Raw genomic sequence first — 15812 nt, forward strand, 5'->3', positions numbered from 1 at the left:
TAACGACCGGCACTTCTGCTAGGGATGAATTTTTCCCTTTAAAGTAGCGCCGATCTCTTCCCTACGATCTTTGATCTCAGTAAGGTCTCTCTCGCTAAGCACGTGAGGCCTGAATGCCCTTTTTCGTTTTGTCGCTGCTCGTCCAGGTCGCTTGTGTCGTGCATATCATGCGCACGGGTCGCGAGCGTTTCTGGATCTATGTCGTCGTTCTGCTGCCGATGGCCGGAACCGCGGCCTATCTGGTCGCGGAAGTCCTACCGGGAATGATCGGCGCCCGCACGTCTCAGAAGATGATTCAGAATGCGGGCCGGGCGATAAACCCGACGCGGGATCTGCGACGCTGCGAGCAGGCGCTCGACATGGCCGACACGATCAGCAACCGGCAGCAACTAGCCGAACAATATATGATCCATGGGCGCCCTGCGGATGCCGAACAGCTTTATGCGCGCTCCTTAGTCGGCATGCATGCCGATGATCCGACATTGCTGCTCGGGCTGGCGCAGGCGCGGCATGAGCAGGGAAACTTCGACGGCGCTCTCGAGTGTTTCGACCATATGGCGGGTGGCCTCGAGAGCTTATCCCCTGAAGCGACTTTGTTTTACGCACGTTGCCTGGAAGGAGCGAGGCGCACCACGGATGCGATCTCGGTGTATGAGCGCATCGCGGATGCCTATAGCGGTGAAGAAGCACGCTGCCGCTACGCCATGCTGCTCTACGGACAGGGGCGTGTCGCCGAATCGATGGCCCTGTTTCAGGAAATCCTGAAGCGGGCCGACCGCGCCAAACGAGGCTATCGTCAGGACCAGAAGGCCTGGATCGACATAGCTCGTCAGGCCATGGCCGCCGCCCGCTAACTTAGGATCGTTAAGGACCGCTGGTCGCCACCAGCTGTTCAACGGCGCCAAGCTGCTGACGGGCGCGGGGTTCAATCTGTCCAGCGGCTGCCCGCAGAGCAGGCGTATCGCCGCTCTGGGCATAACCGCTATGAAGCGCCCAGGCTTCGCGTTGGACGCGCAGCTGGGCTGACAGATATTTCTTGTCGAAAGACGGGCCGGGCGGCTCCACCTGCAAGCCCTGAAGCAAAGCCGCCGGACGCGGATCAAGGGCGGTTGCCACCACAATATTTGGGTCGGCATTGCGGGCGGCGGAGACCAGGATCTGCGAATCCGTCCCCTGGGTGCCGATCATCTGCTGGGCCAGATCGCGCACTCTGGGGTTCATCGATTTCTGTAGGGCTAGCTGGCTGGCCTGGATTTCGAACATATCGGCCTGGGAGGCCATATGGACATAGTCGGAGGCACGGACAGCCAGGGAGGTCGGCCCGACATCGGGGATGGCGCTGCCGGTTTCGACAGCGGGCGCGCTGGTCGTGGGTGCCGAAGCGCTGGAGGCGGCATTGGGGTCCTGACAGGCCGCAACCGACAGCGCGGCTACGGCGACGAAAGCGGGAACGAGCTTGGACATCGGCATCTCCCCTGGAAGATATCTGCCTAGGGGAACGCAATAGCGGGGCCGGAGTTCCCGGAAGGGGTTTTACGGGGGCCCACCGCGCGTCGCGCTACTTGAGGCCACTATTGATACTGTCATCCCGGGCTTGACCCGGGATCCGGCCGCATGCAGTTGCAGACTGAAGCCGCCAGAGACTGTCCATCCAAACGGCCGGATCCCGGCTCGGAGGCCGGGATGACAACGGAGAGGGGAGGCCAGTTCCCCCAAGCGGCCATTGAGGCCGCGGCCAAGGTCACGGAGTGACCGCCCGGCGAGGGCACATCAGTCTATCTTGTCGTTCGGATAGGCACCGTAGAATTCGGACTTCAGCAGCCAGCCGCGACGGCCACCCACATCGATGCGGCACCAGTCGGTCTGGCATTCGTTGATCTCGCCCACCACGCCGGGCTCAAGCCGCGCGATCGGAGGGGATTCCATTTCCGGCTTGCGCCGCAGAACCCGGACCTGCTTGGTGATCAGCGCCATCCGGCGACCCTGCACCATAGTCTGATGAACCCAGCTTTCGGCGCCTTCCGCATCACGGATCTTCCGCCAGGTATCGAATTCAGCCACGATCTCCACCGGCATGCGGGCGCGGCGATAGACCCAGTCGATGGGATATTGTGCGCCGGGGCCAAGCCGGGCATTCACTTCGTCCGACCGCAGGGATACGAAACGGGGAATCGGCAGCTTTTCCTGCGCTTGCGCAAAAGCCGGGGCAACAGGAGCAGCGGCCAGACAGGCCAGCATCGTCAGAATTGAAAGTCTCTTCATTGCCTCAACGCACAATCCTGAGCTGATCAATTCCTAACAGAAGGACGCATTTGCGCCCCACTCCGATGGAATTAAACATTGACCGGATGAAATCAAATTTCTTTCATCCATGGGACAGAAAGTAAGGCAGGCCCCCATGACCCGCAAGAAACCATTGGTTGTTGTTACGCGCAAGCTTCCCGATGTCATCGAAACCCGGATGATGGAGCTGTTCGATACTCGGCTGAACGCCGATGATCAGCCGCGCAGCGCCGAAGAACTTCTGGCGGCGGTTCAGACCGCAGATGTGCTGGTGCCGACCGTCACGGACCGGATTGATGAAGCGCTGATCAAGGCTGCGGGCGAGAACCTGAAGCTCATCGCCAGCTTCGGTGCGGGTGTCGATCACATCGACCTGAAAGCCGCCAAAGCCAAGGGCATCACGGTCACCAACACACCGGGCGTGTTGGCCGAAGATACCGCCGACATGACGATGGCGCTGATCCTGGCCGTCTGCCGCCGCATCAATGAAGGCGAGCAGACCTTGCGGGAAGGCGAATGGCAGGGCTGGGCCCCGACCTGGATGCTGGGGCGGCGCCTCTATGGCAAGCGCATCGGCATCATCGGCATGGGCCGCATCGGCACCGCCCTTGCCCGCCGCGCCCGCGCCTTCGGCCTGTCGGTCCACTACCATAACCGCAACCGGGTGGGGCCGGAGCTTGAGGCGGAGCTGGAGGCAACCTACTGGGAAAGCCTCGATCAGATGCTGGCGCGCATGGATATCGTCTCCATCAACTGCCCCCACACGCCCGCGACCTTCCATATCCTGTCGGCCCGGCGCCTGAAGCTGCTGCAGAAGCATGCCGTCATCGTGAATACCGCGCGCGGCGAGTTGATCGATGAAAAGACTCTGGCCGACCTGCTGATTGCCGGAGACATCGGCGGCGCGGGCCTCGACGTCTACGAACGCGAACCCCAGCTGGCGCCCAAGCTGCTGCGCGCCAAGAACACGGTGCTGCTGCCCCATATGGCATCCGCCACGCTGGAGGGCCGCATCGACATGGGCGAGCGCGTGATCATCAACATCAAGACTTTTGCGGACGGTCATAAGCCGCCGGACAGGGTCCTCGGAGAGTTACTTTAGTTTGACCTCGTCATCCCAGGGCTTGACCCTGGGATCTTGTGTGGCCACACCGCGTCGAGATAGCGGCGGAAGGAGATCCCCGGATCAAGTCCGGGGATGACGCACCCTATTGAGAGATCAGGGCACACCCTTCGTGGTCGAGTACTCGAAGTGGAAAATCTCGCCCGGACGAGCCACGGCATGCGCACCATGCGCTGCGGAAGCGGCTTCCGCAAAGCCCGACAGGATGAGCTTCAGCTTGCCTTCGTAGGTCGCGATATCGCCAATCGCGAAGATGCCTTCAACCGAGGTCTGGCAACGGGCGGGCGTGATCGCGATGTGGTTATGGTCGAGGTTGAGGCCCCAGTCGGCAATCGGACCCAGGGTCATCGACAGGCCGAAGAAGGGCAGCAGCACATCGGCGGGCAGTGTGCGCTTCTCGCCTTCCAGGGTTTCGACGATAACGCCGGACAGCTTGCCGTTTTCGCCTTCCAGGCCGCCCAGCTGATAGGGGATCACCAACTCGATCTTGCCCGCCTTGGCCAGTTCGTCGAGCTTGGCGGCGCTTTCGGGCGCGGCGCGGAACTTCGGGCGACGGTGCACCACCTGAACCGAGGCAGCGACGTCGGACAGCGACAGGGCCCAGTCGACGGCGCTATCGCCGCCGCCCGCGATCACCACGCGCTTGCCGCGGAAATCCTCGCGCTTCTTGACGTAATATTGCACGCCGCCGGTCGCCTCATAGGCTTCCAGACCCTGGATCGGCGGACGGTTCGGGCCGAAGGCGCCACAACCTGCCGCGACGATGACGGCGAAGGCATCGATGACAGTGCCCTTGTCGGTGGTGACGCGCCATTTGTCGCCCACCTTCTCCAACCCCATCACCTGCTGGTTGAGGTGATATTCCGGCTGGAAAGGCGCCGCCTGCTTTTCGAGATTGGCGATCAGATCGGCGGCGTCGATGCTGGGAAACCCAGGAATGTCATAGATCGGCTTTTCGGGATAAAGCGCCGTGCACTGCCCACCGACGGCATCGAGGCTGTCCACCACATGGGTCTTCAGGCGCAGCATGCCGCATTCGAAGATCGCAAAAAGCCCGACAGGTCCCGCGCCAATGATGACGACATCGGTGGAAAGAGGCGTGCTCATGCGGTTGGTATCCCTTGGGTAATCGCGCGAATCCCTCGCACCATAAGGCCCGCGCGCGGCAAATCAACCCCACAGACGGAAGGGCCTCTGCAGAGCGTGCAGTGTTGCCAAGATGTTCGCGCTCTTGCGGGACGGCATCGAAGCGGGCTAGGCTGGAGGCGCTATGAAAGTGACCCTGACCAATCCCACCACCATCGAGGTCCAGGCCGAAAGCCTGACCGCCACCACCGCCATCGCCGCTGCCCTGGCCGAGATCGCACAGAAAGGCGATGTCATCGCCCTGCGCGGTGACCTGGGTGCCGGGAAGACCGCCTTTGCGCGGGCTTTCATCCAGGCGCGCACCGGCCTGCCGGTGGAGGTGCCGAGCCCGACCTTCACGCTGGTGCAGACCTACGAACTGCGCAACGGCGCCATCTGGCACTTCGACCTCTATCGCCTGAAATCGGCGAGCGACGTCTATGAGCTTGGCCTCGACGAAGCCCTGGGCGGCATCACCCTGATCGAATGGCCCGAACGCCTGGAACAGGCGATGCCCCGCAATCCGCTGAATGTCACCCTTGCCCCCGGTAAGACCGCCGAATCGCGTCAGGTGATCATCACCGGCGGTCAAGCGTGGGAACAGCGGCTGGTCATGCTGCAAATCAGCCTCGCCCGCAGCTAAAGCGTTGGGCGGCGTCTTCACCATCCCGGCCGGGACGCCGTTTGTCGATTCTCTGGCGGAGGGGTTGGCGCTGATCTCCGGCGCCGATCCCCTGGCCCTTGCCCGCATTTCTGTTCTGCTGCCGAACCGGCGTGCGGCCCTGTCGCTGCGGGAGGCGTTCTTGCGCCGCAGCGACGGTGCGGCTGTCCTGCTGCCCCGCCTGTCCCCCATCGGCGATATCGATGCGGACGAGCTGGATCTGACGCTGCCCGGCGGTCTGGATCTGCCGCCCGCGCTAGATGGGTTGCGGCGGCAGATGTTGCTGGCGGGCCTGTTGGCGCCGACCGACTTCGCCCCCAGCGCCGTTCAGGCGGCCGATCTGGCAGGTGATCTGGCCGGGCTGATCGATCAGGTGGGAACCGAGCGGGTGGATTTCGCCCGCCTGAAAGACCTCGCCCCCGACCGCTATGCCGAACATTGGCAGATGACCCTGCGGTTCCTGGAGGTCCTGACCCAGCATTGGCCGCAGATCCTGGAAAGCCAAGGGGCGAGCAATCCGGCGGAGCGGCGCGAGGCACTGGTCCGCATGCTGATCGGCAGCTGGCAGGCGAGCCCGCCCGATCATCCCGTCGTCATAGCCGGGTCCATCGGCACGATCCCGGTGACGGCCGACCTGATCGCCGCCGTCGCGCAACTGCCATCCGGCTATGTGGTACTGCCCGGCCTGGATCGCGATATTCCGCCCGCCGAATGGGACGAGCTGATCCCGACCCACCCGCAATACGGCCTGAAACAGATCCTGAGCCGCCTGGGTCTCACCCCCCAGGAGATCCGCGACTGGCCGGGTACGGAGCACCGACCCAGCCCGCGTGCGCGCCTGCTGTCACTCGCCATGGCACCGGACCCAGCTCGTGGCAGCGACGTGGGCACAGTGGAAGCCGTGTCCGGCCTCTGGCGCCTGGATTGCCCCACGCCCCACAGCGAGGCGGCAGCCATTGCTCTGGCCCTGCGCGAGGTGCTGGAGATCCCCGGCAAACGCGCCGCCCTGGTCACCCCCGACCGGCATCTGGCCCGCCGGGTTGCGGTTGAGCTGCGCCGCGCAGGGGTGGAGGTCGATGATTCGGCTGGCCAGCCGCTGGCCACCAGCGTGCCGGGTATCTTCCTGCGGCTGGTGGTCGAGGCGGTGCAGGAGGATCTGGCGCCAGCGCCCCTGCTGGCCCTGCTGAAACATCCGCTGACCGGCCTGGGCTGGGACCCGGCCAAGGCGCGATCCGAAGTGCGCCATCTGGAGCGCCGCCTGCTGCGTGGCCAGCGGCCACCCGGTGGCATCGCGGGCCTGCGCGCGGCCTGCGCCCTGCTGCCCGAAGCGGATCGCGAGCGTCCGTTGCCGCTGATCGCGAAGCTGGAACAGGCGCTGGCCGAACTGACACCCTTGATCGGTACCGATAAGGTGCCGCTGGGCGATCTGGCGGCAGCTCATATCCGCGCAGCCGAAGCCTTGGCCGCCAGCGACAGCGAACCGGGCGCCCATCACCTCTGGGCGGGGCAGGCCGGGGCGGCGGCGGCGGACTTCCTGGCCGAGCTGTTGGAAACCGGCAGCGCCTGGGGCCAGGGCGTGCGGGGCGAGGATTACCCGGCGCTGTTCGGCGGGCTGCTGGCGGCGCGCGCCGTGCGCTCCAGCTTCGGGACCCATCCACGCTTGGCAATCTGGGGGCCGATCGAATCGCGGTTGCAGCAGGTGGACCGGCTGGTGCTGGGCGGCCTCAACGAAGGTTCCTGGCCCGCCGAACCCGCCGACGACCCTTGGATGAGCCGCCCGATGCGCCGGGATTTCGGCCTGCCGCCGCTGGAGCTGCGTATCGGCCAGTCGGCCCATGATTTCGCCCAGGCTTTTGCCGCGCCGGAGGTCATCCTGACCCGCGCTGCCCGCGCCGATGGCACCCCGACCGTGCCGTCGCGCTGGCTGCAACGCCTCGACGTCACCCTGACCGCGCTGGGCGCCCCGCCCCTGCCCGCCGGTCCATGGCTCGATTACGTCCGTGCGCTCGATGCGCCGCCCGCCTATCGCGCAGCACCGATGCCCCGGCCCTGCCCGCCGCTCGATAAGCGCCCGCGCAAACTCTCGGTCACCCGCATCGAGACCCTGCGCCGCGACCCCTACGCGCTCTATGCCTCCCATATTCTGAAGCTGCGGGTGCTCGATCCGCTCGACAAGCCTGTGGATCCGGCCGAACGCGGGACCATCATCCATGGGGCGCTGGAGACATTCGTCCAGGCCTATCCGGCTGACCTACCCAAGGATGCCTATGAGAAGCTGCTGGCTGAAGGGCGCAAGGCGTTCGGCGCCCTGCTGAACGATCCGGCCATCGAGCGGTTCTGGTGGCCGAAGTTCGAACAGCTGGCCGATTGGCTGATCGCACAGGAAACCGAACGCCGCCCCCTGTTGGCCGAAATCGGAACCGAAGTGCAGGGCGCCATGGTCTTAAGCGGCTTTGCCGGGGGCGATTTCATCCTGGAAGGCCGCGCCGACCGGGTGGAGCGCCACGGCATCGGTAGCCTCTCCGTCATCGACTATAAAACCGGCCAGCCGCCCGCGCCCAAGCTGATCCAGCAGGGCTATGCGCCGCAATTACCCTTGCTGGGGGCCATCGGACAGGCGGGTGGGTTCAAAGGCTTCGGCGCCGCGCCCATCGCGACCTTGGAATTCTGGTATCTGGGCGCCAAACCGAAGATCCAGCCCGTGGCGGAGGCTCGCAAGGCCGCCGATGCGACCTATACCAAGCAGGTGATCGATGATGCCGTTATCGGCCTGCGCAACCTGATCGCCCATTTCGATACCTCGACCGCCGTCTATCTGCCGCGCGTGAAACCCGGCAAATACGGTGGCGACTATGACCATCTGGCACGAACCCGCGAATGGGGCGGTGCGGGGGACGGCTCATGACCGGACATTCGCAAGCCTCTGCCCTGCAACGGCGCGCGACGCGGCCGGATCGCTCGGTCTGGGTTGCCGCCTCCGCCGGGACCGGCAAGACCAAGGTTCTGACCGACCGCGTGCTGGCGCTGCTGCTGGCGGGGTCGCCGCCCGAACGGCTGCTGTGCCTGACCTTCACCAAGGCGGCCGCCGCCGAAATGCAGAACCGCATCATGAAGCGCCTGGGCGACTGGGCGACGCTGGATGACGCGCGGCTGGCGGCAACGCTGGAGGAACTGACCGATACCGAGCCGACACCCGGCCTCCTGATCACCGCGCGGCGCCTGTTCGGCCGGGTGCTGGAGGCGCCGGGACGCCTGAAGATCCAGACCATCCATTCCTTCTGCCAGTCACTGCTGGGCCGTTTCCCGCTGGAAGCCCGCCTGCCGCCCGGCTTTACCGCGATGGACGAACCCACGGCGGACGGGCTGCTGGTAGAGGCGCGCAACGCCATCCTGGCCCGCGCCCGCGATATCGATCCGCTGTTGGCGCTCGATCTGGCGCTGGTGGCCGAGCGGGCGGGCGAGGAAGGGCTGCTGGACCTGATGCGCGCCCTGACGTCGGAGCGCGAACAACTGGCCCGCCGCCTCAAACACCATGGCGGCAGCGATGCCTTGATCGAGGCACTGGCCCGGCGGCTTTCGGTCGATCCAGACATGACGCCCCACCGCCTGAGGGAAGAGTTCCTGGCCAGGCTGCTGGCGGATGAGGGCACGCTGCGCAGGACGGCAGAGGCTTTTGCCAAAGGCACCAAGACCGATATCGCCAAATCCGACACGCTTTATGGCTTGCTAGAGGCACGCGATGCGGAGCGGCTGGACGGCTACCTCGGGATCTTCCTGACGGCCGAGGGCGAGATCCGCAAGACGCTGGCGACCAAGGCGGTGTGCGAGGCCAATCCCTGGTTGCCGCCGTTCCTCGATACCTCCGCTGAAGCGGCTCTGCGGTTCCGGGCCAGCGAGGCGGCCCTAGGCACCTTCCAGGCCAGCGCTGCGCTGATCCGCCTGGGCCTATCGGTGCTGGCGGAATATGAGGCACTGAAGCGTCAGCGCGCCTGGCTGGATTACGACGATCTGATCCTGAAGACGCTGGACCTGCTGCGGGCCGGGACCTCCTGGGTCATGTTCAAGCTGGACGGCGGCCTGGATCACATCCTGATCGACGAGGCCCAGGACACGAACCCCGAACAATGGGAAGTGGTCCGCCTGCTGGCCGAGGAATTCTTCGCAGGCTTTGGTGCCTCCGAAGAAGTGCTGCGCACCCTGTTCGTGGTGGGCGATGCCAAACAGTCCATCTTCAGCTTCCAGCGCGCCGACCCGGTGAAATTCGGCGAGATGCGCCGTTTCTTCGCAAACCGCATCGACGAGGCGCGCCAGACGTTTGAACAGATCGACCTGCTGCATTCCTTCCGCTCGACCGAAGCGATCCTCAAGGCCGTCGACCTGATCTGCAACGGTCCCGCCGCCGATGGGGTGCTGGATGGCGGGGTCGCGGTACAGCATCTTGTCTCGCGCATCGGCCAGGGCGGGCTGGTGGAGGTCTGGCCCCTCACTGTGAAGGCCGACCCGGAAGAAGAGGAGCCCTGGCGCCTGCCGACCGAAACCGCAGCCGATGTGGTGCCGCTGCGCCGGGTGGCGCAATTGATCGCCAGGACGATCCGCCGCTGGCTCGATAGCGGGGAGCGGCTGGCTTCCCAGGACCGGCCGGTAAAGGCAGGCGACGTGCTGATTCTGGTGCGCCGTCGCGGGACCTTTATGGCCGAAATGGTGCGCGCGCTCAAAGGCGCCGATGTCCCCGTCGCCGGCGCCGACCGCATGGTGCTGACCGAACAGCTGGCCGTCATGGATCTGCTGGCGCTCGCCCGGTTCCTCCTGCTGCCCCAGGACGACCTGTCGCTCGCCTGCCTGCTGAAAAGCCCGCTGATCGGCCTGTCCGAAGATCAACTCTATGCGGCAGCCATCGACCGGGTGGGTGACCTTTGGGGGTCTTTGCAGGCCCGCAAGGACAGCGATCCAGGTTTGGGCGCTGCGGTTGATCGCCTGAAGGAATGGCTGCGCCGCGCCGATCTGCAACGCCCCTATGAATTCTATGCTCAGGTGCTGGGCCTGGAAGGCGGGCGGCAGGCTTTGCTGGCGCGCCTGGGCGAAGAAGCCGCCGACCCCATCGATGAGTTCCTGAACCAATGCTTGGCGTTTGAGCAGGCCCATACCCCTTCGCTCCAGGGCTTCCTCTATTGGCTCGACAGCTCGATGCAGGAGATCAAGCGCGAGATGGAGGCGGGCGGGCGCGACGAAGTGCGGATCATGACCGTGCATGGCGCCAAGGGCTTGCAGGCGCCCATCGTCTTCATGCCCGACACCACCGATATGGGCCGCCTGCGCGAGGTGCTGTTCTGGCCCGAGGCGCCCGAGGAACCTTGGGGACCTTTGTGGGTGGCGGGCAAATCGAGCGCCGATCCGGTGTCGCTGGACGTGCGCGAGCTGGAAAAACAAAGCCAGGACCGCGAATACCGCCGCCTGCTCTATGTCGCCCTGACCAGGGCTGAGGACCGGCTCTATGTCCTGGGGTGGCAGAATACCAAGGAACTGCCCGCGGGCTGCTGGTACGACCTGATCCTCCAGGGCCTGCTGACCGACGCGACCGCTTTCGAGCCTGATTTCACGTCCCAGGGGTTCCCCGACTGGCCGGGACAAGGCTGGCGTCTGACCACAGCGCAGAGCGCCCCGCCCAAGCGGTCGATGGCTGCCGAAGCGACTCAGGCCGCAGCGTCCCTGCCCGATTGGGTCCGTCGTCCACCGCCGGTCGAACCCACGCCCTCGCGCCCGCTCGCCCCCTCCAAGCTGGATGAAGATCCGCCCGCCCGCTCGCCACTGGCCGGGGAGATGACGGGCTATAAACGCGGCCGCCTCGTCCATCGGCTGCTGCAGACGCTACCGGACCTGGCGCCGGAGCGCCGGGCCGACGCCGCCCGTCGTTTCCTCTCCCGCCCGTTGCATACTCTGGGCGAAGCGGATGTGGCGGCCTTGAGCCAGGAAGTGATGGCTGTGCTGGAGGATGCCGCCTTCGCTCCGATCTTCGCCCCCGGTAGCCGGGCGGAAGTTCCGCTCGCAGGTGTGCTGGGCAGCCTGGTCATCGCGGGTCAGGTCGACCGGCTGGCGGTGACGGAGCGCGAAGTGCTGATCGTCGATTTCAAGACCAACCGCCCGCCCCCGCGCGACCCGTCGCTGGTCGGGCAGAGCTATATCAAACAGATGGCCGTCTATCGTGGTCTGCTGGCGCGGCTTTATCCCGGCCTGCCAGTGCGCTGCGCCCTGCTCTGGACCGATGGGCCCTTCCTTATGGAACTGCCGGAGGATCGGCTGGAGGCGGCTTTGAGGGAAATTACGGGATAAGGCGCCACCCCCTTCATCAGTCGTCACCCCGGGACTTGATCCCGGGGTCTCCTCCGGGGACGTTTCGAACAAACAAAAACCTTGTCATCCCGGACTTGATCCGGGATCCGGCCGAAGGCAATTGCATACCTCTGACGCTATAGACGGGCCATGCTGGCGGCCGGATCCCGGCTCGGAGGCCGGGATGACAGCAAGAGTAAGGACAAGCTCCCGGAGGAGATCCCGGGATCAAGTCCCGGGATGACGACAGAGAGAAACAAAAAACCCCGGGATCACTCCCGGGGTTTTTCAGTTACGCCGTAACCGGCTTTTTCATCACAATCCGCCAGATGATCGGGCCGACCAGCGCCAGCACAGACAGCACCAGCAAGGTCGCCGACAGGGGACTGGCGAGGAAGACCGCCGGATCGCCCTGGTTGATCGACAGCGCGCGGCGGAAGTGGATTTCCGCCAGCGGGCCGAGGATCAGGCCGATGATGACCGGCGCGACCGGGAAGTCGAACCGCTGCATCACGAAGCCAACCAGTCCCAGCATCCACAGCAGGATCAGATCGAACACCGACCCCGAGGCCGCGTAACAGCCGATGGTCGCGAAGACCAGAATACCGGCATAGAGCCAGGGGCGCGGGATCGACAGCAACCGGACCCAGACACCCACCATCGGCAGGTTCAGCACCAGCAGCATGACGTTGGCGACATAGAGGCTGGCGATCAGCGACCAGACCAGGTCGGCATTGGTCAGGAACAGGGTCGGACCCGGCTGCAGACCGAACTGCTGGAACGCCGCCAGGATGATGGCAGCGGTCGAGGAGGTCGGCAGGCCCAGGGTCAGCAGCGGCACCAGCACACCGGCGGCAGCGGCATTATTGGCCGCTTCCGGTCCGGCGACGCCTTCGATGGCGCCATGGCCAAATTCTTCCGGGTTCTTGGAGAGCTTCTTTTCGGTGGCATAGGACAGGAAGGTCGGGATTTCCGCCCCGCCCGCCGGAAGCGCGCCGATGGGGAAACCGAACAAGGTGCCGCGCAGCCAGGGCTTCCACGAGCGCTTCCAGTCGTCTTTGCTCATCCAGAGCGAGCCGCGCACGGTCTCGATGGTCTCATTCACCGCCCGGTGACGGGCCGCCATGAACAGGGTCTCGCCCACCGCGAACAGGCCGACGGCCACGATCACGATATCGATGCCGTCCTGCATGGCCGGAAAGCCGAAGGTGATGCGCGCCTGACCCGATAGCTCATCAATGCCCGTCGACCCCAGGATCCAGCCGAACATCAGCGCCACCACACCCTTGAGGACCGAAGACCCCAGCATCGAAGTAACGGTGGTGAAGGCCAGGATCATCAGCGCGAAATAATCTTCCGGACCGAAAGTGACGGCGATATCGGCAACCCAGGTAGCGACAAACGTCAGCGCGATCGTCGCGATGGTCCCCGCGACAAAGCTGCCGATGGCGGCGGTCGCCAGCGCAGGACCGCCGCGCCCGGCCTTGGCCATCTTGTTGCCTTCGAGCGCCGAGATCATCGACGAGCTTTCGCCCGGCGTATTCAGCAGGATCGAGGTGGTCGAGCCGCCATACATGCCGCCGTAGTAAATGCCCGCGAACATGATCAGCGATCCGGTCGGATCATTGAGCTTGTAGGTGACGGGCAACAGCAGCGCGCAGGTCAGGGCCGGGCCGATACCGGGCAACACGCCGACGGCGGTGCCCAGGGTGACGCCGATCAGTGCATAGAGAAGGTTTGTCCCGCTCACCGCAAGGGCGAGACCGTCCAGCAGAAGACCGAAAGTTTCCATTGTTTTAGAGGATCCCCTCGAGCGGTCCGGCAGGCAGCACCAGACCAAGCAGCTGGGTGAAGGCGAAGAAGGTCACGATGGTCAGCACCAGCGCCGCGATGATGTCGGCCAGGATCCGGCGGCTGCCGAACGCGCGGGCGGTCAGCACGAAACAGAAGGAAGCAGCGGGGATGAAGCCCGCAGGCACGATGGTCAGGGCCATGCCAACCATGCCGACCGACACCAGGACCAGCGAATCCCAGGCCGTCTTCTTGCGGATCTCGACTTCGAAATCCTCCTCATTACGCAGCTGACCCCGCCAGCCGGTAAAGGCGATCAGACCGCCGCCCAGGCCCAGCAGGACGATCAGCACCATCGGGACATTCCGGGGACCGATGTAGTCATAGGTGGACGTCGCGGTGACGCCGATCACCTGCGTCAGGCACAAAAGGGCCAGGACAACGATCCCGACCCCCAAGCCGACACCGCCCCAATCAGGGGCGGTGTCGTTGCCGTGAGCTTGGCTCACTACTGCACCAGACCGATGGTCTTGAGCACGTCAGTGATCCGCTCGTTTTCCGACTTGATGTAGGCGGTGAATTCCGGACCAGCCATATAGGCATCCATCCAGTCGCGCTGCTTCAGGGTGTCCTGCCAGCCCTGCGACTTGACCATCGTGGCAACAGCCTTGTCGATTTCGGCCTTCTGGGCGTCGGTAAGGCCCGGAGGTGCCATGACCGCACGCCAGTTAGCGAGATCGACGTTATAGCCGCCTTCGATGATGGTCGGGACGTCCGGCGCGATGTCGATACGCTTGGGCGAGGAAACCGCCAGCGCGCGCATCTTGCCCGACTTCACATGGGGCAGGAACTCGCCGATACCCGAGACACCGGCCGCAACCTTGGCGCCCAGGATCGCGGCAACGGCTTCACCACCGCCCGAGAAGGGAACGTAGTTCATCTTGGTGACGTCCGCACCGGCGGCCTTGCCGACCAGACCAACGAGAATATGGTCGGTACCGCCAGCCGAACCGCCTGCGAAGGCAACTTTGCCCGGATCGGCCTTCATGGCGTTCATCAGCTCGGCCAGTGTCTTGTAGGGCGAGGAGGCCGGAACGACGATGATTTCATATTCGGCGGTCAGACGGGCAATCGGAGTCACGTCGGCAAGCGTCACCGGCGACTTGTTGGTCAGCAGCGCGCCAACCATGACGAGGCCGTTGACCATCAGCTGGCTGCCATCGCCCTTGGAGCTGTTGACGAGCTGAGCGATACCCACAGCACCGCCGGCACCGGTGACATTCGTGACCTGGGCGTTCTTCGCGGCACCCGAAGCGACAAGCGCGGTCTGCATGGCGCGCGCGGTCTGATCCCAACCACCGCCCGGAGCAGCCGGAGCCATGATCTTGACCTGGTCGAGCGCCATGGCGGCGGTCGCACCCGTCAGGGTCGCAACGCCGACGGCAAGCGCCGCCAGGCCCCGCACGGCGCGGCGCGTGAACATTTGGTTCATGAGAGTTCCTCCAGTGATGCAGGGCGGTTTTTCGCCAGCGGTTATTAGGCTGACAGGATGGCAAAAGCCTCCCCCCCTGTCACCCCCGGAATGGCGAAACGTTGCACCATAGGGCTCGGGCGGTATCAGACGGCGTAAATGCCACTTGCCACTGATATCGACTCTCAATATCGTTCGCAAAATTTTAAAAGGCCTCACCCCCGATGACATCGCCAACGAACTTTTCCGTTAAGGATGAGATCGCCCTTTACTGGGATAGCCGCGCTGAAGGGTTCGATGCTTCCTGGGGACATGGGATCCACACGGAAGACGAACGCCAGGCCTGGCTGGATCTCTTCACCCGCCATATCGGCCCTTTGCAGGGCAAACGCATCCTGGAACTCGGATCAGGTACCGGCATCATCTCCTCGCTTCTGGCTGGCGCCGGGGCAGAGGTGACGGGCGTAGACCTGGGCGAAAAGATGCTGGCGAAAGCCCGCGCCAAGGCAGCCGACAAAGGCCTGCCGATCCAGTTCATCTATGGCGATGCCGAAGATCCGATGGTGCCGCAGGGCGGATTCGATGCGGTCGTGAACCGCCATCTGGTCTGGACGCTGCCGAACCCTTCCCAGGCGCTGACGTCCTGGCGCCGCTTGCTGAAACCCGGCGGGCGTCTGCTGATCATCGACGGCGAATGGACGGACAGACGCCTGCTCTGGCGTATCCGGACAAAACTGGCCGAGAAACTGGCTGCCCGCATGGGTCAGCCTCCCCGACCCAATATCGCCGATGCCGGCAGTCCCTACGCCCAGATTTCGGCGCACCTCCCCTTCCGGGGGGAAGGCGCGCCTGCCGAGGCGGTGATGGGGCTGGTGGCCGAGGCTGGATTTGCCGACGTCAGCAGGGACGCGATGGCGGCAATCGTGCGGGCGCAGCGCAAGGCGGCAGATCTGCCGCAGTGGCTGCGCTCCTTCAACCAGCGGCGCTATGCCGTCGCTGCCGTCAACCCTGCGAAAGAGTGAGAGAAGAGC

General features: G+C 64.8%; 12 protein-coding genes. 6 read left to right on the forward strand and 6 right to left on the reverse strand.

Going from position 1 to position 15812, the window contains the following annotated elements; translation table 11 throughout:
- Positions 1-113: 113 nt before the first annotated feature.
- Positions 114-854, forward strand: a complete 741-nt coding sequence (locus tag ACFSM5_RS14090) for a tetratricopeptide repeat protein (protein ID WP_379877069.1) — start codon at positions 114-116, stop codon at positions 852-854.
- A gap of 10 nt (positions 855-864) precedes the next feature.
- On the opposite strand, the gene ACFSM5_RS14095 is transcribed toward ACFSM5_RS14090, so the two are convergent.
- Entirely contained in the window at positions 865-1464 is a 600-nt protein-coding gene (locus tag ACFSM5_RS14095) for a DUF4142 domain-containing protein (RefSeq protein WP_379877070.1), read from the reverse strand.
- Positions 1465-1770: 306 nt separating this feature from the next.
- Positions 1771-2262 (reverse strand): SH3 domain-containing protein, encoded by a 492-nt coding sequence (locus tag ACFSM5_RS14100; protein WP_379877071.1) that lies wholly within the window; start codon positions 2260-2262, stop codon positions 1771-1773.
- A 136-nt stretch (positions 2263-2398) separates the two neighbouring features.
- On the opposite strand from ACFSM5_RS14100, the gene ACFSM5_RS14105 reads away from it, so the two are divergent.
- On the forward strand, positions 2399-3385 hold the full coding sequence (locus ACFSM5_RS14105; protein ID WP_379877072.1) for a 2-hydroxyacid dehydrogenase: 987 nt from the start codon (positions 2399-2401) through the stop codon (positions 3383-3385).
- Between the two features lie 117 nt (positions 3386-3502).
- Here ACFSM5_RS14105 and ACFSM5_RS14110 read toward each other — a convergent pair whose 3' ends face one another.
- Positions 3503-4513: an NAD(P)/FAD-dependent oxidoreductase gene (locus tag ACFSM5_RS14110; protein WP_379877073.1), complete on the reverse strand. Its 1011-nt coding sequence runs from the start codon at positions 4511-4513 to the stop codon at positions 3503-3505.
- Positions 4514-4676: 163 nt separating this feature from the next.
- Between ACFSM5_RS14110 and tsaE the strand changes: the two genes are divergently transcribed.
- From tsaE to addA, 3 genes are read left to right on the forward strand one after another with little or no spacing between them, the layout of a single operon-like run.
- The gene (gene tsaE / locus ACFSM5_RS14115) at positions 4677-5174 is read left to right on the forward strand and encodes a tRNA (adenosine(37)-N6)-threonylcarbamoyltransferase complex ATPase subunit type 1 TsaE (RefSeq protein ID WP_379877074.1); all 498 of its coding nucleotides are present in this window, start codon (positions 4677-4679) and stop codon (positions 5172-5174) included.
- 4 nt (positions 5175-5178) lie between these two features.
- The gene (gene addB / locus ACFSM5_RS14120; protein WP_379877075.1) at positions 5179-8097 is read left to right on the forward strand and encodes a double-strand break repair protein AddB; all 2919 of its coding nucleotides are present in this window, start codon (positions 5179-5181) and stop codon (positions 8095-8097) included.
- Positions 8094-11519, forward strand: coding sequence for a double-strand break repair helicase AddA (gene addA / locus ACFSM5_RS14125; protein WP_379877076.1), 3426 nt, complete (start codon positions 8094-8096; stop codon positions 11517-11519). Before addB ends, addA begins: the two co-directional genes overlap by 4 nt.
- Before the next feature lie 292 nt (positions 11520-11811).
- Here addA and ACFSM5_RS14130 read toward each other — a convergent pair whose 3' ends face one another.
- From ACFSM5_RS14130 to ACFSM5_RS14140, 3 genes are read right to left on the reverse strand one after another with little or no spacing between them, the layout of a single operon-like run.
- Complete coding sequence (locus tag ACFSM5_RS14130; RefSeq protein ID WP_379877077.1) at positions 11812-13311, reverse strand: tripartite tricarboxylate transporter permease; 1500 nt, start codon at positions 13309-13311, stop codon at positions 11812-11814.
- Positions 13312-13315: 4 nt separating this feature from the next.
- Positions 13316-13819: a tripartite tricarboxylate transporter TctB family protein gene (locus ACFSM5_RS14135; RefSeq protein WP_379877078.1), complete on the reverse strand. Its 504-nt coding sequence runs from the start codon at positions 13817-13819 to the stop codon at positions 13316-13318.
- Positions 13819-14802 carry a Bug family tripartite tricarboxylate transporter substrate binding protein gene (locus tag ACFSM5_RS14140; RefSeq protein ID WP_379877079.1) on the reverse strand — a complete coding sequence of 328 codons (984 nt, stop codon included), beginning with the start codon at positions 14800-14802 and terminating at the stop codon, positions 13819-13821. Before ACFSM5_RS14140 ends, ACFSM5_RS14135 begins: the two co-directional genes overlap by 1 nt.
- Positions 14803-15005: 203 nt before the next feature.
- Between ACFSM5_RS14140 and ACFSM5_RS14145 the strand changes: the two genes are divergently transcribed.
- Complete coding sequence (locus ACFSM5_RS14145) at positions 15006-15803, forward strand: class I SAM-dependent methyltransferase (protein WP_379877080.1); 798 nt, start codon at positions 15006-15008, stop codon at positions 15801-15803.
- Positions 15804-15812: the final 9 nt, after the last annotated feature.

Source organism: Lacibacterium aquatile, from assembly GCF_042683105.1.
GTDB lineage: Bacteria > Pseudomonadota > Alphaproteobacteria > Elsterales > Elsteraceae > Lacibacterium > Lacibacterium aquatile.

Excerpts from the sequence above, each read along its gene's own strand:
- ACFSM5_RS14145 (WP_379877080.1), top strand. The coding sequence starts at position 15,006 with ATGACATCGCCAACGAACTTTTCCGTTAAGGATGAGATCGCCCTTTAC.
- ACFSM5_RS14110 (WP_379877073.1), bottom strand. The coding sequence starts at position 4,513 with ATGAGCACGCCTCTTTCCACCGATGTCGTCATCATTGGCGCGGGACCT.
- ACFSM5_RS14090 (WP_379877069.1), top strand. The coding sequence starts at position 114 with ATGCCCTTTTTCGTTTTGTCGCTGCTCGTCCAGGTCGCTTGTGTCGTG.
- ACFSM5_RS14105 (WP_379877072.1), top strand. The coding sequence starts at position 2,399 with ATGACCCGCAAGAAACCATTGGTTGTTGTTACGCGCAAGCTTCCCGAT.
- addA (WP_379877076.1), top strand. The coding sequence starts at position 8,094 with ATGACCGGACATTCGCAAGCCTCTGCCCTGCAACGGCGCGCGACGCGG.
- ACFSM5_RS14140 (WP_379877079.1), bottom strand. The coding sequence starts at position 14,802 with ATGAACCAAATGTTCACGCGCCGCGCCGTGCGGGGCCTGGCGGCGCTT.
- ACFSM5_RS14100 (WP_379877071.1), bottom strand. The coding sequence starts at position 2,262 with ATGAAGAGACTTTCAATTCTGACGATGCTGGCCTGTCTGGCCGCTGCT.
- tsaE (WP_379877074.1), top strand. The coding sequence starts at position 4,677 with ATGAAAGTGACCCTGACCAATCCCACCACCATCGAGGTCCAGGCCGAA.
- ACFSM5_RS14095 (WP_379877070.1), bottom strand. The coding sequence starts at position 1,464 with ATGTCCAAGCTCGTTCCCGCTTTCGTCGCCGTAGCCGCGCTGTCGGTT.
- ACFSM5_RS14130 (WP_379877077.1), bottom strand. The coding sequence starts at position 13,311 with ATGGAAACTTTCGGTCTTCTGCTGGACGGTCTCGCCCTTGCGGTGAGC.